The organism is Pseudomonas sp. LB3P93 (assembly GCF_054898025.1).
In genome coordinates this window covers 595,528-618,255 of sequence record NZ_CM142713.1, presented here as the reverse complement: position 1 = coordinate 618,255, position 22,728 = coordinate 595,528, and the positions used below count along the sequence as shown (strand labels likewise).

The 22,728-nt window shown below is 58.3% G+C and carries 15 protein-coding genes; 5 read left to right on the top strand and 10 right to left on the bottom strand.

All coding sequences use genetic code 11. The features are described 5' to 3' along the window. Positions 1 to 131: 131 nt before the first annotated feature. A complete protein-coding gene (gene ureC / locus ACYZT8_RS02665) occupies positions 132 to 1,832 on the top strand; it encodes an urease subunit alpha (RefSeq protein ID WP_461979017.1) in 1,701 nt (566 codons plus the stop codon). Between the two features lie 48 nt (positions 1,833 to 1,880). Here the strand turns inward: ureC and ACYZT8_RS02660 are convergent, their stop codons facing one another. Next, complete coding sequence (locus ACYZT8_RS02660) at positions 1,881 to 7,169, bottom strand: dermonecrotic toxin domain-containing protein (RefSeq protein ID WP_461979015.1); 5,289 nt, start codon at positions 7,167 to 7,169, stop codon at positions 1,881 to 1,883. A gap of 237 nt (positions 7,170 to 7,406) precedes the next feature. On the opposite strand from ACYZT8_RS02660, the gene ACYZT8_RS02655 reads away from it, so the two are divergent. Next, positions 7,407 to 8,534 (top strand): sensor histidine kinase, encoded by a 1,128-nt coding sequence (locus ACYZT8_RS02655; protein WP_461979013.1) that lies wholly within the window; start codon positions 7,407 to 7,409, stop codon positions 8,532 to 8,534. A gap of 157 nt (positions 8,535 to 8,691) precedes the next feature. Here the strand turns inward: ACYZT8_RS02655 and ACYZT8_RS02650 are convergent, their stop codons facing one another. After that, positions 8,692 to 8,997 (bottom strand): chaperone modulator CbpM, encoded by a 306-nt coding sequence (locus ACYZT8_RS02650; RefSeq protein ID WP_461957018.1) that lies wholly within the window; start codon positions 8,995 to 8,997, stop codon positions 8,692 to 8,694. A 23-nt stretch (positions 8,998 to 9,020) separates the two neighbouring features. After that, the gene (locus tag ACYZT8_RS02645) at positions 9,021 to 9,971 is read right to left on the bottom strand and encodes a DnaJ C-terminal domain-containing protein (protein WP_461979011.1); all 951 of its coding nucleotides are present in this window, start codon (positions 9,969 to 9,971) and stop codon (positions 9,021 to 9,023) included. Positions 9,972 to 10,268: 297 nt separating this feature from the next. Here ACYZT8_RS02645 and ACYZT8_RS02640 point away from each other — a divergent pair, with 297 nt between their 5' ends. After that, complete coding sequence (locus tag ACYZT8_RS02640) at positions 10,269 to 11,543, top strand: Hsp70 family protein (protein WP_461979009.1); 1,275 nt, start codon at positions 10,269 to 10,271, stop codon at positions 11,541 to 11,543. A gap of 143 nt (positions 11,544 to 11,686) precedes the next feature. Here ACYZT8_RS02640 and ACYZT8_RS02635 read toward each other — a convergent pair whose 3' ends face one another. From ACYZT8_RS02635 to ACYZT8_RS02620, 4 genes are all read right to left on the bottom strand, one after another. Beyond that, a complete protein-coding gene (locus ACYZT8_RS02635; RefSeq protein ID WP_282376737.1) occupies positions 11,687 to 12,700 on the bottom strand; it encodes an AI-2E family transporter in 1,014 nt (337 codons plus the stop codon). A 178-nt stretch (positions 12,701 to 12,878) separates the two neighbouring features. Next, positions 12,879 to 13,184 carry a PsiF family protein gene (locus ACYZT8_RS02630; RefSeq protein ID WP_461979007.1) on the bottom strand — a complete coding sequence of 102 codons (306 nt, stop codon included), beginning with the start codon at positions 13,182 to 13,184 and terminating at the stop codon, positions 12,879 to 12,881. 98 nt (positions 13,185 to 13,282) lie between these two features. Then, positions 13,283 to 17,701 carry a dermonecrotic toxin domain-containing protein gene (locus ACYZT8_RS02625; protein ID WP_461979005.1) on the bottom strand — a complete coding sequence of 1,473 codons (4,419 nt, stop codon included), beginning with the start codon at positions 17,699 to 17,701 and terminating at the stop codon, positions 13,283 to 13,285. Between the two features lie 152 nt (positions 17,702 to 17,853). After that, on the bottom strand, positions 17,854 to 18,636 hold the full coding sequence (locus tag ACYZT8_RS02620; protein ID WP_461979003.1) for an AraC family transcriptional regulator: 783 nt from the start codon (positions 18,634 to 18,636) through the stop codon (positions 17,854 to 17,856). Positions 18,637 to 18,734: 98 nt separating this feature from the next. Between ACYZT8_RS02620 and ACYZT8_RS02615 the strand changes: the two genes are divergently transcribed. Continuing rightward, a complete protein-coding gene (locus ACYZT8_RS02615) occupies positions 18,735 to 19,622 on the top strand; it encodes a DMT family transporter (protein WP_461979001.1) in 888 nt (295 codons plus the stop codon). Between the two features lie 42 nt (positions 19,623 to 19,664). Here ACYZT8_RS02615 and ACYZT8_RS02610 read toward each other — a convergent pair whose 3' ends face one another. From ACYZT8_RS02610 to ACYZT8_RS02600, 3 genes are all read right to left on the bottom strand, one after another. Beyond that, positions 19,665 to 20,555, bottom strand: coding sequence for an alpha/beta fold hydrolase (locus ACYZT8_RS02610; RefSeq protein ID WP_461978999.1), 891 nt, complete (start codon positions 20,553 to 20,555; stop codon positions 19,665 to 19,667). 108 nt (positions 20,556 to 20,663) lie between these two features. Then, positions 20,664 to 20,969 (bottom strand): DMT family transporter, encoded by a 306-nt coding sequence (locus ACYZT8_RS02605; RefSeq protein WP_461978997.1) that lies wholly within the window; start codon positions 20,967 to 20,969, stop codon positions 20,664 to 20,666. Next, positions 20,970 to 21,608, bottom strand: coding sequence for an FMN-dependent NADH-azoreductase (locus ACYZT8_RS02600; RefSeq protein WP_461978995.1), 639 nt, complete (start codon positions 21,606 to 21,608; stop codon positions 20,970 to 20,972). It lies immediately after the preceding gene. 123 nt (positions 21,609 to 21,731) lie between these two features. Between ACYZT8_RS02600 and ACYZT8_RS02595 the strand changes: the two genes are divergently transcribed. Continuing rightward, positions 21,732 to 22,634, top strand: a complete 903-nt coding sequence (locus tag ACYZT8_RS02595; RefSeq protein WP_461978993.1) for a LysR substrate-binding domain-containing protein — start codon at positions 21,732 to 21,734, stop codon at positions 22,632 to 22,634. Positions 22,635 to 22,728: the final 94 nt, after the last annotated feature.

Genomic DNA, 22,728 nt, shown 5'->3' with positions numbered 1-22,728 from the left:
TTGGGCTGCGCAGCAGCCCTGAATCCAGGCACCGCATTTTGTCGGTTGTACCTAATTGTTTGATTGGCGGGTGCTTCGCACCCGAACGGGGGCAAGCCCCCTCGCCACAATAATTTGTGCAAGGAATTGCGATGAAGATTTCCCGTCAGGCCTACGCCGACATGTTCGGCCCCACCGTCGGCGACAAGGTCCGTCTGGCCGATACCGAGCTGTGGATCGAAGTGGAAAAAGATTTCACCACCTACGGCGAAGAAGTGAAATTCGGTGGCGGCAAAGTCATCCGAGACGGTCAGGGCCAGAGCCAACTCCTGGCCGCAGAGGTTGTTGACACGCTGATCACCAACGCGCTGATCATCGACCACTGGGGCATCGTCAAAGCCGACGTCGGCCTCAAGGACGGTCGCATTGCCGGCATCGGCAAGGCCGGCAACCCGGACATCCAGCCGAACGTGACCATCGCGGTCGGCGCCAGCACCGAAGTCATTGCCGGCGAAGGCATGATCCTCACCGCCGGCGGCATCGACACCCACATCCACTTCATCTGCCCACAGCAGATCGAAGAAGCGCTGATGAGCGGCGTCACCACCATGATCGGCGGCGGCACCGGTCCGGCCACCGGCACCAACGCCACCACCTGCACGTCCGGGCCGTGGCACCTGGCGCGCATGCTCCAGGCCGCCGACGCGTTCCCGATGAACATCGGCCTCACTGGCAAGGGCAACGCCAGCCTGCCGGAGCCGTTGATCGAACAGGTCAAAGCCGGCGCCATCGGCCTCAAGCTGCACGAAGACTGGGGCACCACCCCGGCGAGTATCGACAACTGCCTGACCGTCGCCGACCAATACGACGTGCAGGTCGCCATCCACACCGACACCCTCAACGAATCGGGTTTCGTCGAAACCACCCTCGCTGCCTTCAAGGGCCGCACCATCCACACCTATCACACCGAAGGTGCGGGGGGCGGTCATGCCCCGGACATTATCAAGGCCTGCGGTTTCGCCAACGTGCTGCCGAGCTCGACTAACCCGACCCGGCCGTTCACCCGCAACACCATCGACGAACACCTCGACATGCTGATGGTCTGCCACCACCTGGACCCGAGCATTGCCGAAGACGTGGCCTTCGCCGAAAGCCGTATCCGCCGCGAAACCATTGCCGCCGAAGACATCCTGCACGACCTCGGCGCGTTCTCGATGATCAGCTCCGACAGCCAGGCCATGGGCCGCGTCGGTGAAGTGATTACGCGCACCTGGCAGACCGCCGACAAGATGAAAAAACAGCGCGGCGCCCTACCCGGTGATGGCGAAGGCAACGACAACTTCCGCGCCAAACGCTACATCGCCAAGTACACGATCAACCCGGCGATCACCCATGGCATCAGCCATGAAGTGGGTTCGGTCGAAGTGGGGAAATGGGCAGATCTGGTGCTCTGGCGCCCGGCGTTTTTCGGCGTCAAACCGACCTTGATCCTCAAGGGAGGCGCCATCGCGGCCAGCCTGATGGGCGATGCCAATGCGTCGATTCCGACTCCGCAGCCGGTGCATTACCGCCCGATGTTTGCCAGCTACGGCGGCTCGTTGCACGCCACCAGCCTGACCTTCATCAGTCAGGCAGCGCAGGAGGCCGGGCTGCCTGAAGCCTTGGGTTTGAAGAAGAAAATCGCCGTGGTCAAAGGCTGCCGCGACGTGCAGAAAACCGACTTGATCCACAACGACTATCTGCCGACGATTGATGTCGACCCGCAGACTTATCAGGTCAAGGCTGATGGGGTTTTGTTGTGGTGTGAGCCAGCGGATGTTCTGCCGATGGCCCAGCGTTACTTCCTGTTTTGATCGTTCGAGGGGCCTGACACGCCAGGCCCCTGCGAAAAGCAACCGCGATCAGGTGTTCGGCTGCACGGCGAAGGGGATGTCTACCCTTTGTAGTTTTGCCCGGTCGATCGCCTGCTGTGTGAGGGTTTTGACCAACGCCTTTTTGTCTTCATCGATGACATTCAACTCAGCGGCATATTCCGCTTCGGTCATGACCCGTCCCGGCGCAAACGCGCTTTCCGGTTTGTTCAGTTCAGCGCCGAGCACCCTTAGCTCTTCCTTCAACCGAGCCTTTTGCTCAAGGGAAAGCGTGGTGTCGGTCGCGCGCTCGTCCAACGCCATGTAGAACTCTGTCGTGGCATCGATCCGGCGCCTGAAGCCTTTGAAAGCACTTCGGTTGGAGCCCTCGACGTAGGATGACCAGAATGGCTGCTCGACGAGCAAATCACCGAGCAGTTCACCTTCTTCAAGGTCCAACACACGTCGGAATGCAGACTCGATCATCTCTGACGTTACGCCGGCGATCCCTCTGAACTGCATGTTTCGGGACTGCCAGGGTAGATCCAGCCGGTCGGCAAGATCCGTCATGAATGCCAGGTGAACTTCAACCTCATCAATCGTGCCCGTCACCTCGCCCGTCGCATCAAGGCGCCGGAACTGCTCGCCCAGTGCCTCGCGCTCGGCAATCGTTTTGCGGGCAATCCTGCTCAGTTCATCCAGACGTGACTTGCCCCTCGCCAGCGACACCAACTCACCCTCGACCAACGCGGGATTGGCCAGTTCATAGGCCTCATGAATCAGGACTTCCATTCCCATGGCGTTGAACAGCTGCGCGCCGGCATCGACGCACGCCGTGGGCACGGTGGACATCGTGAAGAGCTTTTGCCGTAACCCGGTGTTTTTGGCCATGGCCTCGAGCATTCGCCAGACCTTGGCAGTTACATCGACACGGAATCCTGGGTCGCGCCTGAAATGCCCCGACTCGGTGAGTTTACGAATCTCATTGAAAAACCCGACCGAACCGATCTCATCCTCGACGCTGTTCCAGACTTCCTGTTTTGCCACCCATTCCGGCCGTGTCATACCGGCTTCCCAGTCAAGACTGTCGCGCACACCGCGCGGGGGGTACGGTCGATCAGGGTCCATGCCGACGGACTCGATGTAATCTCTGAGCGTCTGCAGATTGGCCTCCGCCAACCACTGCGGTTCCCGGCTCAACAGCGTGCGCGCCAGCAGTTCCGCCTGGACAGAGCCACGGGGCACCGTTGGAATTTGCGTGATTTCGTTACGCTGCAAATCCAGGAAAAAATGTCGGAATCGGGGCTGTGCAAATAATCCATCGGGCCAGGCATGAACGCCGGTATCAGCCAGGATCAGCGTATGTAACATCCTCATGCTGCCAATATCCGGGACTCGCCCCAACGGATTGCCGAGCAGGTCCAGGATATGAAGCCGCGTCAGGTTGCGCAGGCCAGCGATCGCCTGCGCATCCAGCACAATCCGGTTTCCTCGCATGTTCAGTTCCGTCAACGTGCGCATTCGGCCTATAGCCCGAGGAAACCGCGTGAGCGAATTGCCGTTGACGTTGAGCGAACGCAAGCGAGGAAAATGATCGAGGAAGGAAATATGCGCGTCGGTCAGTTGGGTCCCGTTCAGATTGAGGCGAGTGACATGATCGAAATTACCTTCCAGTGAGGGCAGGGTGCCCAGATGACGCCCCAGCGGAAAGTTTTCCAGGTCGAGCACCGCGCCGTGCAGGTCGCCGAACGAATCCACATCGCGCAACCCGGTTTGCTGCCAGCACTCCCTGACCGCCTTGTATAACGCGTTTCTGGATTGCCATTCGGCGATGCCGGCGGGCGTGAAGCGAAACGCGTTGGTTGGCGAGTTCAGCCAGCGTTGAAAACTGGCGTTGAGCCGATCGAATTCCACTTCGAGTGCGCTCGCCCTCTGCTCCAGACTGACTTCGCTGCCACCTGCCTGCAGATAAGCCAGGGCTTCGTCCTCCGTCCATCCGGGGCGGACGACACGGACCCGCTCTTGCGGCGTTATTGGCCCGGTGACTTGACGCCCCCCCTGAGCAACCCCGCGCATGCCGCCACGCAGGCGCATCGTGGCCGGGTCGTACGTCGGTTTGCGAAAAGGGTTATCCGCGAGAAGTGCACTGAACGTCTCTCGTGGCAACGGCGTTTTTTGAATGGCGTGCTTGAGCGCGGTGCCTTGATTGATGTGATACCCCAGCGCGTTTCGTTCGGCATCAGGCAGGGCGTGCAACACCGAGGCGTAAAGAGTATCGGCGCCGTGCAAATGAACATCATCGGCATCGCGCGCCTGGTACTGACCGTCCTCGCTGACCAGGATTCTGCGGTGAGTGGCATCTGCCGGGCCGACGCTCTCGCGCAACGGTCCGTCGAATGAGTGTTCACGGATTTCGATCCGAACGTTTTCGGGCCAGTTGGGCAATGCTTGCAACGAGTGCAACGCCAGCCGCTCGGTGTCGACACCGTATGGCGAGTCGAGGAAGAGCCCTTCATAAGCGCGCGCGGTTCGTATCGCCTGTAAGGTGGCTCTCACACGCTCCCTGAGCTGCAAGGGGATGCGCGACGGCTCGGTGATGCTAAACAGTTCTTGCGGTTCAATGTCGGCCAGCAACTCCCGGGCTATCACCGTGGGGAGGCCGTTGAACGCGTCCTGAAGCACGAGCACCTGCGGGTCGTTGGTCTGTTGCAGGCGACGATCAAGCGCCTCAAACAGAGGGCCGCGCCGATTGCCCGCCCGCTCGGCAAGCTGGCTTTTCAAGGCATCGATGCGGATTTGCGCGTCAGTAGAAATGCCCTGACCGAGCATTGCGTGGATGTCGGTCTCGTTCGCAAACTTCACGGCAAGCTCCGGCAGTTTCCCTGCACTGACCTCGGCACGGCTTATCTTCAGCGTGTTGGCCGGCAACGCATCGATGTTGCCAAACTTTATCGAGCTTCCCCCGTGCCCGGCGCCATCAACGAGTTCGATACTTTTTTGCTCGGGCCATCTCGGCAGTTCAACCATCAACCTGGGCACCTGTTCGACGAACGCTTGCGGAACCTCATTGAGCCTTATCTGCCCGGGCAGCTTTTGCACATCAGCCCAAGTCTTGAATCGTTCGATGGTGTTGGTCAGCAACGCTGGCGGCGGATCGTTGACGACATGCAACCTGCGCAATTCGTCCTCTTCCAGTCCACTGACGAGGCGAATCTGCTCAAGCGTGTTGTCAGAGAAACCCTCGACCGTCGGCCCCATGCGCCGCATGAGTGTGGTTTTGTCCCATTCGAGGGGGCGGTCGAGTTCTGTTTTCCAGACGCCGGCACCGTTGTGTTCCAGTTTCGGTTGATAGGCCTGTGGCCGGCTCGGATGACGCAATCGCGGCTGACCGGTGCCTGGATCGTTTATGACTTCGAAGTGTTTGTTTTCATGCTTGAGGATGTCTTTTTCACTGTGCCGGTACAGGCCCAGTTCATTTGGTTTCGCCTCATCGGACAACGCCAGGTCATGGGCGTAGGGCGAAAGGTCCGGGTTCCACAGGCGCGTCTTGCCGTCGGGCAGCTCGACGTTTTTCAACTGGTCGATAAAAGCCGAAGGTTTGACTGACGAAGCCGCACCGGAGGGCAAGACATGCCCGGCCGCCATGATTGCCAACTGTGCGAAATTGATCATGACCCCAGTGAGATGGGCCGCCGCTTCTTCCTTGTCTCCCTTGCTCCAGTCTTCGATACCTTCCATGGTTTCGAAGAGCATCTGACCGACCATGATGGCAAGCATCGCTTCGCCCAGGTAGGGAACCAACATGGCGCCAAAGTTGAACACGTTCCAGCCGATGTTCAGATAACTGCTCAGGCGGTTCCAGCGGGTCGTGGCGTCTTCATCGCCGGCTGGTACGGCGATTTGCCGCGCATCTGCAATCGCTTTTTCCCTGCGCCATAAGCCCATTTGCGGCCAGAGATCGCCGGGGATGATATTTGTGACAGGCTCTGCATCGGCATTCTCGACCGCGGTTTCTCGCCACCACGCCCCCATGTCCAGGGGTTCACGCTGTTGCCAGGTGAACGTCGAGAGGCGCTCGCGAACCCGGGCAAAAAACTTGCCCTTGTCTTTTTGCGCCACAAAACGGCTGAAAAACTCTTGATAGCCGGGTGAGCGCAACTGGCCCGTCAGTTCCTTCATTAAATCAGTGAAGGACGCGTACTCTTTCAAGGGATGCTCAGGATCATCGGGGACATACGCAATCAACGTCCCCTCGAGTCGGCTTTGTTGATAAACATCATTCCTTTGCAACATGGCGTCGACAAGACCACTGGGGCCATTGGCGAAAAACGCTTCGAGCAACTTGAACTGTTCAAATTCCTGCCCCGGGAGCAGTGCCAGACGGCGCGACCATTCCAGCATCGTTCGCTGATGCTGTGGAATGAGACCGTCGTAAATTCTTTTGATTTTAGAAGGGTCTGCTACGGCGCTGAACAACACAATTCCGGACAGCCTGAAACCCATGATCGAGAGCCGATGGCAGTGCAAGGGACGACGCCCCATCAAAATGCCTTGTTCATTGTCACGAATCTGCCGAAGTTTCCCGTAGCCATGGGAAGTGATGTCTTTTTTCAGATAAGCGATAAGCGCCGATTCGTTGAAAGCAGCTTTTTCACTGGCCGTGCATTGCTGCACAACTGTCGCTTTGGCTGCGGCCTCCTCGGGTGCCAGTAATGCCTTGATGTGCTGCTGATATTGCGCACCGATATCGAGCGCCCGACACAAGGCGGCAAATCTTTCGACCGTCAGCGCCTGCCGCTGAAGTTGGTTTTCTTCGCCCCTGATGAAGATGCCTGAACCCTCGCGAAACGCCCCCTCCTGCGTTTCAGGCTCTTCAAAATTGTGCAACGCAGCGTCCAGCAATGAGGATTCTCTGAGTCGACTGGCATTGGTATCGATGCCAATACCCAGTTTGGCCGGGATATACAGTCGAATCAGCGTCGCGTTGACGTCCAGTTCCAGATTCAATTGCTCTTTCAATGCCTGAACAAGCAAGGGCTCGGCAAAGGCGTGAATATCCTTCTGCACATTCTCCAGCGTATCGTCCAATGGACCCTGGACGCGCCAGTGCTCGTCGATCAACGCTTTGAGGTACTGGCGATCAATAGCGCTTGAATTCAAATACCATTCAGGGAATTCCGGTTTCGAATGGGCCAATGCAACAAGGCGCGAGGCGGGTGCGTCTTTTACCGGCGAGGGCAGTTTGCTCAGAAGATAATCACGATAAACATCGCGTTTTCCCTCTTCTCCTACATACCCGGTGATTATTTGTAACACCGGAGTACCCGAAGGCTCGTTCATTTCGCAAATCCTTATGCGATGAAAGGAGCGACCAGATTATTGATTGGCAGCAAAAACAAAAGATCAAAAAACAGCGTGAACATCAGGATTACATCAAGATCACATTTGATTTCAGAATCTGAAAAATAAGTAATTACCGCCCGAACGCCGTCGAAAAGAGCCCCGCCGCGTAATGGTAGTTTTTAGCGGTCTGGAAAGGGGCTAAGATGCGCCAGACTTCCCACCAGGAACCCGCACATGCGCCTACCCGAATTCATCAGGCAACACGTGGACCGTATCGTCGATGAATGGGAGCAGTTCGCCAGCACCATCACCCCGGCGGCCGAGCACATGGACAGGGTCGCCTTGCGCGATCACGCCAAGGCCATTTTGTTGGCTGCGGCGCGAGACATGACCACCGCGCAAACCGCCAGCGAACAAATTGCCAAGGCCAAAGGCGAAGGCCCGGAAAAAACCCCGAGCCTGGACGAGGCCGCTGCCAGTCATGGCGAATTGCGGCATACCGTGGGGTTTGATCTGGTGCAGATGACGTCGGAGTTCCGTCATCTGCGCGCCTGTGTCATCCGGCTGTGGGTCGCCAGCCTGGAATCACCGGACCTGGCCTATTTCCAGGACATGATCCGTTTCAACGAAGCCATTGACGAAGCACTTGCCGAATCCACTGCGGCCTACGCCGAACAGGTCAATCGTTCGCGGGATATCTTTCTGGCGATCCTCGGGCATGACCTGCGGGCACCGTTGCAAGCGGTGAGCATGTCCACTGAAATGCTGATGCGCAAAGTAGCGCTTGAAGGCGATGCACTGGCCTGCGCGGTCAACATCAAGCATGGCGCGCGGCACATGGCGGTGATGGTCAGCGATTTGCTGGAGCTGGTGCGCAGTCGCCTGGGTAAAAGCCTGCCGATCGAACCGGCGCCCATGGACCTGGCCGATGCCGCCCATGCGGCGATTGCCGAAGCCTGTGCCGGTAACCCGGAATGCGACCCCATCGTCAATGTAGCGGGAGACACCCGAGGTGCCTGGGATGCCGGACGGGTCCGCCAACTGTTGCAGAACCTGATCGGCAACGCGTTGCAGCATGGTTTGAACAAGCGTGACGTCACGGTGACCCTGACAGGCGAGCCAGACACGGTTCGCCTCACGGTGCATAACCACGGTGTACCGATTTCCGAAGACGCGATCGGCACGATTTTCGATCCGCTGGTACGCAGTGTCGACGAGGAGCTCGGCCAGCCATCCACTAGCCTTGGCCTGGGGTTGTTTATCGTCAAGGAAGTGGTCGACGCTCACGGTGGGACGATTGAGGTCAGCTCCAGTGAGGCGGATGGCACGATGTTTACCGTGGTGTTGCCCCGCAAGATCTAACGGCGTGAGACCGCGTCATCGTTCATCGTCGGAACGCCGCCCGGAGCAAGCTCGCTCCCACAGTTGACCGTATTCCTTCTGGAAGAACCCGATCCAATGTGGAAGCGAGCGTGCTCGCGATAGCGCCCGAACAGACAACGCAAAAACATCAGAACACCTACTCAACCACCAACCGCCCCAACCGCTGCTTGAGCATGCGATTCTCGGCCCGCAGCTGCTGGACCTCTTCAAGCAGGTCCAGCGCCAGGGCGACGCCTTCCCACTCCAGTTCCAGATCGCGCCGCAGCTTGGCGGCACGCTTGGCCAGTGCCAATTCATAATCGTTGAAACGCCAATCCTTGGGCTGCGTGCCCTGAGGTTCGAGGATGCCGTGCTCGACGATTTCGATCACGTAGACGTCCGACAGGTCGGTCGCCTCACAGAATTCTGCCATGTCCAGTTGAACGATCAGGGGGTTGCTCATGATGGGCTACTCCGTCTCTTGGATCAGAAATTTTCTCTTGGGTCGAACGCGGCTTTTTTCGCCAGTTCCTGCCACAGCGCCTTGACCTCATCGCTCGAGGTCTTGGGCATCACCGCCTTCAATTGCACGAACAGGTAGCCACGCTCGCCAGCCTTGTTCAGCAGACCGTGCCCCTTGGCGCGCATGCGCTGGCCATTCTGGCTGCCGGCCGGCACCTTGAGGTTGATCTTGCCTGTCAGTGTAGGCACTGCCACTTCGGTGCCCAGCGCCAATTCCCACGGCGCCAGCGGCAAGGTAATGATCAGGTTCTCGCCTTCGACATCAAATTTGGGGTGCGGCGCAAAGCGAATGATCAGGAACAGGTCGCCATTGGCCCCGCCACCAGTGCCCGGTGCACCCTGGCCCTTGAGGCGGATGCGCTCGCCGTCGGTCACGCCAGCGGGGATTTTCACGTTCAGGCTTTTGCTGGTGTTGCTGACGTGCTGGCCGGCAGCGTTGTACTGCGGCACCTGGAAGGTGACCTTCTTCGACTCGTTCGAGAGGGTTTCTTCCAGGAAAATCCCAAGTTCCATTTCCACGTCTTGCCCTCGACGCCCGGCGCTGCGGCCCGACTGTCCACCACCAAAGCCCGGGCCACGGTTGCCGAAAATCGAACTGAAAAAGTCCGAAAAATCGCCCGTGCCCTGACCGCCATCACCGAAACCACCGCCGCCACGACCCTGCCAACCCGGCGGCCCCTGGAACGGCTGGCCGTGCTGACCGTATTTACGCAAGTCGTCGTATTCGGCGCGCTTGTCGGCACTTTTCAGCGCTTCATAAGCTTCCGAGGCGTCCTTGAACTTGGACTCGGCGTCCTTTTCCTTGCTGACGTCCGGGTGGTATTTGCGCGCCAGCTTGCGATAGGCGGCCTTGATCGCCTTATCGTCAGCCGTCGGCTCCACACCGAGAATCTTGTAATAGTCTTTGAAGTCCATCGAGGGAATCACCATCCGTTATCGATATCGCGCCGCCACCGGCAGTCTGCACTCATTGCCAGCCGCCAGGTTGACCGATCTCATGTTGTTGACCGGGCAGCGCATCAGAAGTTTATCGGCAGCGGCGGACGGTTCTTGCGACCGTCCTGTGGCTGCCAGGCCCAATGCAGACAAGTTTGGGGCAAAGGATAGTCTTTCAAGGCGCTAATAGCTGAGATTTAGCGGATAGTCGGCCTTCGAATATTCGCCACACTGACATACACTGCGCGGCCGTTTTTTAACCGGAACTCGAAAGACATGAAAAACGCATCTCCAGCCCGTGCCTGTGGTATCGACTTCGGCACGTCCAACTCCACCGTCGGCTGGCTGCGCCCCGGCATGGAAACGCTGATCGCGCTGGAGGACGACAAGATCACCCTGCCCTCGGTGGTCTTCTTCAATATGGAAGAACGCCGCCCGGTGTACGGCCGGCTGGCGCTGCACGAATACCTGGAAGGCTATGAAGGGCGGTTGATGCGCTCGCTCAAGAGCCTGCTGGGTTCCAAGCTGATCAAGCACGACACCAGCGTCCTCGGCACCGCGATGCCGTTCAAGGACCTGCTCGGTCTGTTTATCGGTCAACTGAAGAAGCGCGCTGAAACCGCCGCCGGTCGGGAGTTCGATGAAGTGGTACTCGGCCGTCCGGTGTTCTTCGTCGACGACGATGAAATGGCCGACCAGGAAGCCGAGAACACCCTGGTGGACGTGGCGCGCGCCATTGGCTTTAAGGATGTGTCGTTCCAGTACGAACCGATTGCAGCAGCATTCGACTACGAGTCGACCATCGAAAAGGAAGAGCTGGTACTGATCGTCGACATCGGCGGTGGTACGTCCGACTTCTCGCTGGTGCGCCTGTCCCCGGAGCGTCGCACCCACGACAACCGTCACGATGACATCCTCGCCACCGGCGGCGTGCACATCGGCGGGACCGATTTCGACAAGCAGTTGAGCCTGCAAGGCCTGATGCCGCTGTTCGGCTACGGTAGCCGCATGAAGAGCGGCGCCTATATGCCGACCAGCCACCACATGAACCTGGCGACCTGGCACACCATCAACTCGGTGTACTCGCAGAAGTCGACCCTGGCGCTGGGCAGCATGCGTTACGACATCGAAGACACGGGCGGCATCGACCGTCTGTTCAAGCTGATCGACCAGCGCGCCGGCCACTGGCTGGCCATGGAAGTGGAAGAAACCAAGATCCAGCTGACCCACGCCGACAGCCGCCACGTGCCGCTGGACCGCATCGAGCCGGGTTTGAGCGTGGATCTGAGCCGGGCACTGTTCGAATCGGCCATCGACAACTTGCTGGAGCGCGTGCGCAACAGCGTCACGCAATTGCTGAACGATGCCAACGTGCGCGTCGATCAGGTCGACACGGTGTTCTTCACCGGCGGTTCGAGCGGGATTCCGGCACTGCGCAACAGCGTGTCGGCGATGTTGCCGAACGCGCGGCATGTGGAAGGGAACATCTTTGGCAGCATCGGCAGTGGATTGGCGATTGAGGCGATGAAGCGTTACGGCACGATGGACTGATCCAAAACCGAGTTGAGCCCTTCGCGGGCAAGCCACGCTCCCACAGGTTTTGTGTCGTAACCCTTTTCGGCGAACGACACAAAACCTGTGGGAGCGTGGCTTGCCCGCGAAAGCGTCAGATCAGGCAACACACATCTACCTGATCAAACCATCCCCACCTGCTTCAACTCGCTCTTCAGGTACGCATAATAAATCGGCCCCGCCACCACCCCCGGCAGGCCGAACGCGGCCTCGAACACCAGCATCGCCAGCAGCAACTCCCACGACTTGGCACTGATCTGCCCGCCGACAATGCGCGCGTTGAGGAAGTATTCGAGCTTGTGGATAACAATCAGGTAACCCAGCGCCGCCACGGCCACCCAGATCGACAGCGACAGGCCGACGATGGTGATCAGGGTGTTCGATATCAGGTTGCCGATCACCGGCAGCAGCCCTAGCAGGAACGTCAGCACGATCAGGGTTTTGGTCAGCGGCAGCTTGATCCCGAACATCGGCAGGACCACCGCCAGGAAAATCCCGGTGAAGAAGGTGTTGAGCAGGGAAATCTTGATCTGGGCGAACACGATGTTGCGAAACGCCTGGACCAGCAGGTGCAAGCGATCGAACAGCGCGGCGGCCAATGGCTTGCGCTTGGTCAAGTCCGGCACGCGCTGCAAGGCAATGATCGCCCCCAGCACCATGCCGATCAGCAGCGTCACAAACATGTGCGCCGCGTCCTTGCCGACCAGTTGCAAGTCGCTGAGGTGCTTACTCATCCACTCGCCAATCGCCACGCGGAACTCGGCGGCACTGGCCGGCAGATAGACGTCAATGAACGGCGGCAATTGCCCGCGCGCACGGTCGACCACAACCATGAATTTGTCGAGAGATGCGCCGGGGTTTTCCGCTTCATGCAGCAGAAAGCTGATGGCACCGGCAAAGATCAGCGTCAACACACTGACCACTAGCGTCCCCAATAACGCCACCGCCAGCCAGCGCGCCCGCCGACCTTCGATCAGCCGCTGCAATTGCGGGGTGAGCATGTTGACCAGTTCGAACACCAGCAACCCGGCCAGCAGGCTGGGCAGCAGTCGCAGCGGGATCACCAGCAGCAAGCCACCAAAGATGATGACCCAACTGATCAGCAGCAGAACTTGGCGTTGAGAAAACGTTGGCATACAGCCTCAAAACGAACGACGTAAAAGGATTGGCAGTCTGCCAGCGTTCGCAGGCCAGCACTAGGGATTGTGTAGGTCGACCTTAGTGGGGCTTTCGGTGTCCTTTCTGGCCTCATCGCGGGCAAGCCCGCGATGAGGTCCGTACGCTCACCGCAAGTAGCCGCTCCCAGCCAGACGTTTATTTTTTCTTCAGGCAATCACTCATGAAGGCTTTACGCGCATCGCCCTTCAGCGCCTGAGTAGCCGCAGTGGCGTTGCAGGTTTTCATCTTCTCTTGCTGAGGTGTCAGCGCTTTCGCGTCATTGGCGGCTGGTGCCGCTTTGAGGCAGGTGCTCATGAAAGTTTTGCGCTCATCGCCCTTGAGGCTTTTTGCGGTAGCGTCAGCGTTGCAGGTGGTCATCTTGTTCTGTTGCTCAGTGGCGGCGAAGCCCTGGGCGCAAAGCAGCAAACCGATCATCAACAAAGGGATACGCAACATCTTCATGGAGTTTTCTCCTTGTTACCGCACCGAGGGGTGCGGCCTCATTGTGGAGTGTATACAAGCGCTGTTACACCTTCATCCACGAAAGCATCAGATTGACCTCAATCGGCATCCGTTTGAGCGTCCAGAATGTCCTTGAAAGCGTCCAGGTATCGATTGTAGGCATCAACCCGGTTTTCAATGACCGACGCGGGCATCCGCTCGAACGAAACCGGTGTGCCACCGTTGATAGCATAGGTTTGCCCAAGCTCACCCAATGACGTCCATTGCGCGTATGCCGCCGCTCCCTTCTTATACAGCTTGTCGATTTTTATCTGCCGGTACGTGTTCGCCTCGGAAACCGCAGGCAATGTCGCCGGGCCTGGCGGTACTTCATTGATAAAGTTGTAATCGGCCACGGCGGGGCCGGGGGGCAGTGTCATCAATGGCGTTCTGTCAAACTGGAAGTAGCCATTGCTGGCCAGGTGCGCAGCGGGGAATTCCGGCCAGGAGTCTGCTACGACCAGTCCATTGAGATTGTTCAAGTCATCACCAATCACCACATATTGATGATCAAAATCGGAGACTTTGACGATATGAATGCTGGACGTCCGGGGTTGGTTGGCGAGGATCGAAAACGTTACCTTCGAGTTCTCCGAGCAATTGCCTCCCTTGATTTCGATGGCTTTGCGAGCGGCTTCGGCGGTGGTCAATTTTGCAGTGAAGTTGCCGTCCTCCAAGTCCAGCCCTCTGAGACGTTTTATTTTCGCGATTGCCGAACCGCCCTTTTCCCACATGCTCGGCAACTGATTACCCGACAACGGCAGGAGTTCCTTGGCTCGATAGATCGCTTCCTGTGCCATTTTCAAGTTGGCCATGGTTTGAGCCGGAACCTGAATCGGTTCCTCGGCTGTGGCTACTGCCTGGGACAGCAACTCTCCATAGCTACTTAAATCCGACAACTCGGAACTTGGCGTTACAGCGTTCTCCCGAACTGAGCGTAACAGCGCCTGGTATTCATTTGCGCGCCCGGTCTGTTCCAGATTCCGCGCATTCATACCCAGGTTTCGTTCCGACTCCGTGAGCGGCACCAGGCCTTCTTCGGTAAACAGCCGGCCGATTAATGAGTCGAATTGCTCAGGCAGCATCAGCTTCTGCAGATCAGGCAATGCCTCAATACTTTGTACGATTTCCAGGCCCGGCCCGGCCTCGCCGGTAGCATTGGCTGCGTTCAGTGCATCCTCCAGATCGTAGAAATAATCCTGCGCAAAGCTCTCGTGCATCAGTTTCAGGCCACGCAGGTAATCGAATCTTTTGAACTCTGAAACAGAAGGATGAAACGCCCCTATCACCAGATCCCCATACAGTTCGCCGATTTCTTGCAAAGCTGCCCGCTCACCACCGGCGTTAGGCGCACCACCACGCAGGCGCATGAATCGAGGATCGTAAGTGACGCGATCAAGAACCGGGAGATCGTCCAGCACCTTCAACAACTGATAGGGCTTCAACGCGTTGTCCCGCAGGGCCAGCTTCAGTTTTGGCCCTTGGCCGATATGGATGTTCAGCGCATTACGCTCGGCATCCGGCAACGCCTGCAAAATGGAGGAAAACAAATCCATTCCCGAATGCAGGGCGTTACCCTCCTCGTCATAGGCGACGAACGTTGAGTCATGAAGCTCCACGAGCGTGCGCCGAATCCCCGCGTCGCTCTTGCCGATACTGTCGAGCAGGCGACCACCGTACTCGAACTGGCGGACTTCAATGCGGACATCGGGATTCCAGCCGCGAAGATTCTCAAGCGAGTGCAGCGCCAGTCTGTCCATGTCGGGACTGTCGACCGAGTCCAGGTAAAAACACTCATAAGCGCGACTGATCCGCACGTCTCGAAGGCCCCAGCGCGCGAGGTTTTCCAGCCGCGCGGGTAACTGCCCGCGCTCAAGCGCCTGAACTTCTGAACGTGTGGCGATCGACAGCAACTCGCGGGCGACAGTGCCAGGCAGGCCCGGCACTTTGGTCTGGACCGTTTTTGCATTGCCACTCGTGGCGGCCTCTATACGACGATAACGCCCGTCGAACAGCGACGTACGCTTGCTCTTGGCCAGCTTCACCAATTCTGCCCGCAGATTTTTGGCGTTCATTTCTGGCGTGCTGAGTTCAATGCGAAACTCGACGTTCAACAAGGTGTTCAGTTGCGCATCATCAAGGTGCGATAACAGCGTCTTGACCAGATCGACGCCGGACAGACGATTGCTGTTGATCCGGACACGCGATCCGCCCGCTCGACCAATGACTCGAAGTACTTCACCACTGGCGTCTACCAGTTCAATCGCCTTACCGGGCCACACGCCGTCGAGCAGCTGAAATTGCATGTCGGCATCGGCGCTTGAATAGTCTTTCGCCTGTTCACTGCCCAACTGCTCGATGAAGGTTTGAATGTCGCGGTCGATACGGAACCGGGTCACGGTATCGCTGAGTAAAGGCAGGGGCCGTTCATTGTTGGCATACATCCGGCGGATCGCATTCGCATCGGTCTGGCTGACCGCGCGGATGTCCCCGTAGGATTCGGCCAGTTCACCCATGTCCGGCCCAAGTCGCGCCAGCAAGGTAGTGTCATCCCATGTATGAGGCTGCTCGCCTTCAATCACGAATGCACCTTCACCGTTGCTGTTCAACTCGGGTTGATAGGCATCGGGCCGGGTCGGATGCTTGATCCTGTGTTTGCCGGTCTGCCGATCTTTCGTGAGTTCGAAGTGCCTGGTGTCCAGTTTGAGAATCGGCTTGCCCTCATGCTGGTGCAGCCAGCTTGCATCAGGCTTTGAATCCGCAGCCAGGGTCAGGTTTTGTTTCTGATAGGGTTCGAGGTCCTGGCTCCACAGGCGTTTGGCGCCGTTGGGAAGCGTGACCGGTTTTGTCGACTCGATGAACGAGGACAGTTTGGGCAGTACCACCTCGCTGCCGATTTTCATGCCGCCGGCGAATGCCACCAACTGGATCACGCTTTCGACAAAACCAATGATGTGCTCGGCCCCTTCCAGATACAGACCTTCAGCCAGATCCACGATGCCTTCGACGACCTCACTGACCAACTGATAAACCATGTAGCCCATCATTATCTCGCCCACACCGGGTATGAACGGCCCCACTACCATCAACGCTGCATTGAAGATATCGGAGAGCATTTTTTCCAGATTATCGAACCACGCCCAGCGCTCCATGCGATCAGCATCTTGCGTCGAGATGACCATCTCCCGGGCATCGTTGAGGATTTTGTTTTGCAGTTGCTGATAGAGATATAACCAAGGATCGCCAGTAAAAAAGGTATGGGTGTCGTTCTCGAATCGAATGAGATCAAAGTGCAGCCGCGGATGCTCCACGGGCGTTTCGCGCCATACCGGCTGATCGACGCCCGGGACTTTGTCGTGCTGGGTTATTTCTACCAGCGCAGCGTTGAGCGCTGCAAAGAAGCGTCCCCGTTGCTGATGGTCGACAAAACGGCTGAAGAACTGCTGATAGCGGGTGGCAGAGTCCGCGGGGTCCTTTGCGGTGTCACGTAACTGGCGAGTGAGCTCCCGGGCGAACTCGGCCTTTGAAGCGTACTCTTTCAGTGGGTGGTCTGGATCGTGCGGTACATAGGCAATGACTCGCTGGGCGGCGGCGTCGTGGATATTAAGATCAGTCGCAATCAGCACGATCCCTCTCAACTGCACATCGAGCATTTTAAGCTGATAGTAGCGAACGGGCAGGCCATCCAGCGTCGACTCTTTAACGTCCTTGAGCAGGCTTTTTACCGCTAGTAAGCCAACCGCCGAAATATCTTTTTTCAGGATAGCCAGAGACAGGGCTGCGTTCAGGGCAGCTTTTTGGCTTCTGATAACTTTGCGTTGCAACACGCCACGCGCCACCCCATCGACGGGACGTACATAGCTTTCAAGATAGGTCTTATATTGGGCTCCGATGTCCAGGCTGCGACAAAGCGCCTTAAACTGTTCAATACTCATTTTGTTGCGGACATCGGTTATTTCGAATCGATTCGAGTTGTCAGGCCGAGTAATAAATTGCGAATCGGAAGTTAACACCTCCTTCTCGGAAAAATTATGCAATGCCGCATCAAGCAGCGACACCACGCGGGAGGCTACTCCGTTATTGAAATTCATGGCCCATGGGGATAAATGGACAGGGGAAAACAACTGCAAAAAAGTTTCTTTGACGTCGACATCAACACCATATTGATTCTTCAGCGCCTGACGGAGCAGAGGCTCGGCAAAGGCGTGCACATCTTGTGCTTCGCGCAGTATGCGGTCGACATCGTTTTGCGCGCGCCAACTTTCCTCGATGGCACTTTTGAGAAGTCCATGCTCGATCGACGAGGCCGTTTTAGTCCATTCCGGAAGTGGGACAATGGCACCTTTTAATGCGCTTATTCTGTGTGGCGAAGCCTGGTCGATCCACTCTGGAATAGCGCTTTTTATAAAATCGTGATGAACGCTTTTTTCTTTCGCTGCGGATATCAGCACTTCACGGATCGGAATAATAGTGGCCACATTTACACTCTGCATAAGTAAGTTAAACAGGAACAGCTTATGCAACCAGCGTACAGCGTTAACCCTGCGGCCAAATGAAGTGCATTTCTGATTAATCTGTAAGAAACGTCTCCCACAACTTCCGAAACTTACAACGACTCTCTATAAAAAATTCAGACAACTCGCTCTCGCCGATACTGCTCTGGCGTACATCCAGCCTGGCGTTGAAACATCGCGATAAATGCCGAGCCCGTGCTGTACCCCATGTCGAAGGCAATGTTCTGAATACTGCGCTGACTGTCCAGCGCTTCGATTGCCGCTAGAAAACGCAAGCGTTGCCGCCACTCGCCGAAACTCATGCCCAGTTCGCGGACAAACTGCCGGGCCAATGTGCGTTCGCTGACATGGATTTGTGCGGCCCAGTGCGCCAATGGCCGATTGTCCCCAGGTTCGGCTTGCAGGGCTTCAAGAATCCCGAGCAATCCCGAACTGCTGGCGTAAGGCAAATAACACTCGTGGATGGGCGCCTGTTGCAGTTGGTCCACCAGCACTTGCGCCAGGCGTGTGTCCGCCTCCTGCTCGGGAATTTTCACGTCACGGGCGGCAAAGTCCTTGAGGATCGCCTTGAGAATGTCGCTGATTGCCAGCGTGCAGGCTTCCCGGGGCAACGCGTGGCACAACATCGGCGCCAGGCAGACCGCGCGATAGTTGATCGGTTGATTGCTGTAGAAACTGTGCTCGGTCTCGGGCGGCACCCACACGGCGTATTGCGGCGGCGACATGAAGCGGCGGCTGCCGATTTCCATGTGCAGCACACCATTGGCCGAATACTCGAGGGTGCCCCACGGGTGCCGATGGGTCGAAGCGTATTCGTGGGTGTCGAAGTCGGCATAACGGAAATACACGGGGGACGGCAGTTCCGCGAAGTCGAGCAGGTCGATGTGTTTACTGTTCATGCTGTCCGTCATCGGGGGCAGGTTGTCTGGATCGAAGTATAGGCTTGTATCCAGACAGGCGGATAATTGCCCCTCACTTACGTTTCTGGTTTTTTCTGATGCAATACGCTTATCCCCTGCTGGCCATTTTCATTTGGGCCGGCAACACCGTGATCAACAAACTGGCGGTCGGCGCGATCTTCCCGGCGGAAATCGGCTTCTACCGTTGGCTGCTGGCCGGAATTCTGTTCACGCCGTTCATGCTCAAACCGGTAATCGCCCATTGGCCGCTGATTCGCCCGAACCTGGGCAAGATTTTCATCCTTGGCGTGCTGGGCATGGCGGTCTATCAGAGCCTGGCGTACTTCGCTGCGACGCTGACCACGGCGACCAACATGGGGATCATTTTGTCGCTGATGCCATTGATGTCGCTGGCCATGGCGATTGTCAGTCTCGGCCAGCGTTTGACGGCAGGCGCACTGGCCGGCGCGGTATTGTCTTTCGCCGGGGTTTTGGTGGTGGTGTCGTCCGGCAGCCTGGGCGCGCTGCTGGAGCATGGCGTGAACCTGGGTGACGCGATGATGCTGGTCGCCACACTGGCTTACGCGATTTACAGCACGCTGCTGAAGAAATGGCAGCTTCGCTTGCCGCCGCTGGTGTTGTTGTATTTGCAGGTGCTGGTGGCGGTGGTGGTGCTGTTTCCGTTGTTTGTCGCTTCACCGAAAGTTGGGCCGACCCTGCAGAATATTCCGCTGGTGCTTTATGCCTGTTTGCTGGCTTCGATGCTGGCGCCGTTGGCGTGGATGCAGGCCGTGGTGCGCTTGGGGCCGAGCCGGACCACGCTGTTTTTCAATTTGCTGCCGTTGATTACCGCGCTGATTGCCGCGGTGGTGCTGCATGAACAGCTGGCGATGTACCACTTGGTGGGCGGGGTGTTGACGTTGGGTGGGGTGGTGCTTTCGGAGCGTTGGACCACCGTGTTGGGCCGCAAGATTAGCGTCGCCTGAACTGTGGCGACGGTTCGCTAAATCCCCTCGCCACAATGCGGTCTAAACCCCTGCCGCTTTCAATCTGGCCGCATGCTCGACAAACAACCGCACCGGATCAGCCCCTTTCCCAACGAGCCCCAGCGACTGATTGACGATGTCGAAGTGATCCATCGGATATTCATCGCCAATCACCGTCCCAAGGTGAGAGCTGTAACGCCCGACCATCCCGTCGCAATGCCCGGTTTCGCGCACAAAGGTTCTGGCAAACAGACGGCAACTGCGATTCGTCCCGTCGAACAGGTTACCCCCGCGATCCGTCTTGCCCGGTTGCAGCGTCCCGGACCAGGAGTAATAGCGCACGCCATTGACCTCCTCCGGCCCGTGACCGCCCCACGTTTCAGGCAAGCCCTGTGGATAACGCTGATTGAACAGCGCCACGCCTTGAGTCGTCAGCGAATGATGCGAAGCCGGGATATCCACAGGCAATTTCGGCCCGCGATAGCCGGTTTCGAGCAGGCTCATCAATGCGCCGATCCAGCGCAGCAACACGCTGAGAACCCGGCCTTTGAAGGTGTCGGCCGGGTAGTGTTTTTCCAGATAATCCGCCAGCTCCGAGCCATGATTCGGCCCGGCCACCGAAGTGACGGAAGCCACGCGATCCGGGCGTTTGGCCGCCGCGTATCGGGCCGTGAGCGAGCCCTGGCTGTGGCCAATCAGGTTGACCTTCTCGGCTCCCGTTTCCCGCAGAATCTCTTCGATCCGCGCCAGGAGCTGCTCACCGCGCACCTCGCTGGAATTGAGCGGCGAAACCTGCACCGCAAACACTGTCGCCCCGCCCCGGCGCAACGCTGAAATGATCCCGTACCAGTACGGGTACAACACCAGACGGATAAACCCGAGCATTCCCGGGACCAGCACCAACGGATACCGCGTAGCGGAACCTTGCGACATGGGCGAACATCCTTGTGATCGGTGAGATGAAGCAAGGCTGGATGCAAGACATCAGCCAAGCATCGTCACCCAAGATGACAACTCGACGACCAGTCTATGACATCCGCCCTACTTCAGCCCCACCACGCCCGCCACGATCAGCCCCACCGACACCAACTTGACCGCTGTCAGGCTTTCGCCCAGCAGCGCAAAGCCGAGAAACACCGTGCCCAGTGAACCGATGGCAGTCCAGATCGGGTAGGCGATGCTCACCGGCAACTCGCGCATGGCCAGGGTCAGGAAGTAAATCCCGCCGACGGCGGCCACCACTGTGACCAGCGATGGCCAAAGCCGGGTGAAGCCTTCGGCGTACTTCATGCCCATGGCGAAGGTGACTTCGAACCCGGCGGCGATCAGCAGAAACAGCCAGGCCACCTAAAATTCCCTGGCCAGCGTGAGCAGGCGCTGCTCGGCCTCGGCCACCGAAATCTCGAACGTCCGCGCTGCCGACTCTTCCCCTTCGGCCGCCACCACGGTGATGTCGGTAATGCCGATGAATCCAAGCGCGGTGCGCAGCAACGGATCGGCATGGTTCATCGCCTCCAGATCACCGCCCGGCCCGAAACCGAAGCCGCCGCGACTGGTGACGATCAGGGCTTTTTTGCCTCGCACCAACGGCTCGTACTGAGCCACGCCATTGTCCAGCGTGTGATTGAACGTCAGCCCGAGCCGCACAATCTGATCGATCCAGGCCTTGAGGCCGCTGGGCACGCTGAAGTTGTGCATCGGCGTGGAGATCACCAGTAAATCATTACCCAGCAACTCGCCGACCAGTTCATCGCTGAACGCCAGGTCGGCCTGCATCGACAGCGGTCGTGCATTAGGCTCGGGGTAAAACGCCGCGGCCACAAAGGCCTCGTTGACCGGCGGTATCAACGCCCGACCGACTTCCCGGCGAGTCAGGTGAGACTGAGGATGTCGCGCCTGCCAGGCAGAAAGAAACACTTCGGCCAAACGCCGGGAGTGGGAACGTTCGCCGCGCGGGCTGGCGTGTATTGCAAGAATTTTGCTCATCTGAAACTCCTTAAGGGCTAAACTCAAACTGCTTGTGGCTTGCAGCTTGGAGCGCGTAGCCGCCCTTCTTCAACTGAGCAGAAATCAGTCTGGATGAGTTAATTTCATCCATGGAGTGTTTGAATGTTTGCCTCGCTGCCTCTGACCGCCCTGCGCGCCTTTGAATCCGCCTCACGCCTGCTGAGCTTCAAGGCTGCCGCCGAAGAACTCTCAGTGACACCGACAGCGGTGTCCCATCAGATTCGCTCCCTGGAGAGCTGGCTCGGCGTGCCGCTGTTCGAGCGGCTGCCACGGCAAGTTCGCCTGACCGACTGCGGCGAACGGCTGTTCCGCAGCCTGCACGGTGCGTTGCTGGAAGTGGCACAAAGTGTCGACACCCTGCGCCCGCAACGCAGCGGCGCGAGCCTGACGATTTCCACCACGGCCGCCTTCGCGGCGTTGTGGCTGGTACCGCGACTGGGTCGGTTCTACGCCCGTCATCCGAACATCAGCCTGCGCCTGGATACCCATTGCGAGGTCATCGATCTGCATCAGGACGCCAGCGTCGATCTGGTGGTGCGCTACAGCCTGGGTGACTACCCGAACCTTTATGGGCTGTGCCTGTTCGACGAATCGTTCGGTGTCTATGGCTCACCCGGGCAAGTGGCCCTGGCGGCTGAACGAGCGCCCACGCTGATTAGCGTGCGCTGGCATAACTCCAAACTGTACGCCCACGGCTGGGCGGCCTGGTGTGCGCAGTCCGGCGAGACCTGGCTGACGGGAGAACCGGCGGTCCGTGAGTACGACGAAGAGCATTACGCCCTGCAAGCGGCCATCGCCGGGCAAGGCCTGGTGCTGGCAAGCAACATTCTGGTGTCGGAAAGCGTGGCCAGCGGTTTGCTGGTCGCTTACCGGGGCGAGATTCAGGTGGATGGCGCCGGCTACAGCGCGCTTTGCGTGCCTGGGCGCGAGCGACATCCACCGGTTCGGGCTTTCTTTGAGTGGTTGCGCGAGGAGGCGTTGCTGTCCGGGCATGCGCTGGCGTGATCGGCTCGGCCACGGTGGTCTGCGTGTTGCGCTACAAGCTCTGTAGCGCCTGTCAGATTGCCATCGCGGGCAAGCCCGCTCCCACAGGTATCAG

What these genes read in the sequence shown, in the direction of transcription:
- ACYZT8_RS02640 (WP_461979009.1), top strand. Translation starts at nt 10,269, where the DNA reads ATGAAAAACGCATCTCCAGCCCGTGCCTGTGGTATCGACTTCGGCACG.
- ACYZT8_RS02610 (WP_461978999.1), bottom strand. Translation starts at nt 20,555, where the DNA reads ATGTCGCAAGGTTCCGCTACGCGGTATCCGTTGGTGCTGGTCCCGGGA.
- ACYZT8_RS02655 (WP_461979013.1), top strand. Translation starts at nt 7,407, where the DNA reads ATGCGCCTACCCGAATTCATCAGGCAACACGTGGACCGTATCGTCGAT.
- ACYZT8_RS02660 (WP_461979015.1), bottom strand. Translation starts at nt 7,169, where the DNA reads ATGAACGAGCCTTCGGGTACTCCGGTGTTACAAATAATCACCGGGTAT.
- ACYZT8_RS02620 (WP_461979003.1), bottom strand. Translation starts at nt 18,636, where the DNA reads ATGAACAGTAAACACATCGACCTGCTCGACTTCGCGGAACTGCCGTCC.
- ureC (WP_461979017.1), top strand. Translation starts at nt 132, where the DNA reads ATGAAGATTTCCCGTCAGGCCTACGCCGACATGTTCGGCCCCACCGTC.
- ACYZT8_RS02630 (WP_461979007.1), bottom strand. Translation starts at nt 13,184, where the DNA reads ATGAAGATGTTGCGTATCCCTTTGTTGATGATCGGTTTGCTGCTTTGC.
- ACYZT8_RS02615 (WP_461979001.1), top strand. Translation starts at nt 18,735, where the DNA reads ATGCAATACGCTTATCCCCTGCTGGCCATTTTCATTTGGGCCGGCAAC.
- ACYZT8_RS02635 (WP_282376737.1), bottom strand. Translation starts at nt 12,700, where the DNA reads ATGCCAACGTTTTCTCAACGCCAAGTTCTGCTGCTGATCAGTTGGGTC.
- ACYZT8_RS02645 (WP_461979011.1), bottom strand. Translation starts at nt 9,971, where the DNA reads ATGGACTTCAAAGACTATTACAAGATTCTCGGTGTGGAGCCGACGGCT.
- ACYZT8_RS02600 (WP_461978995.1), bottom strand. Translation starts at nt 21,608, where the DNA reads ATGAGCAAAATTCTTGCAATACACGCCAGCCCGCGCGGCGAACGTTCC.
- ACYZT8_RS02595 (WP_461978993.1), top strand. Translation starts at nt 21,732, where the DNA reads ATGTTTGCCTCGCTGCCTCTGACCGCCCTGCGCGCCTTTGAATCCGCC.
- ACYZT8_RS02650 (WP_461957018.1), bottom strand. Translation starts at nt 8,997, where the DNA reads ATGAGCAACCCCCTGATCGTTCAACTGGACATGGCAGAATTCTGTGAG.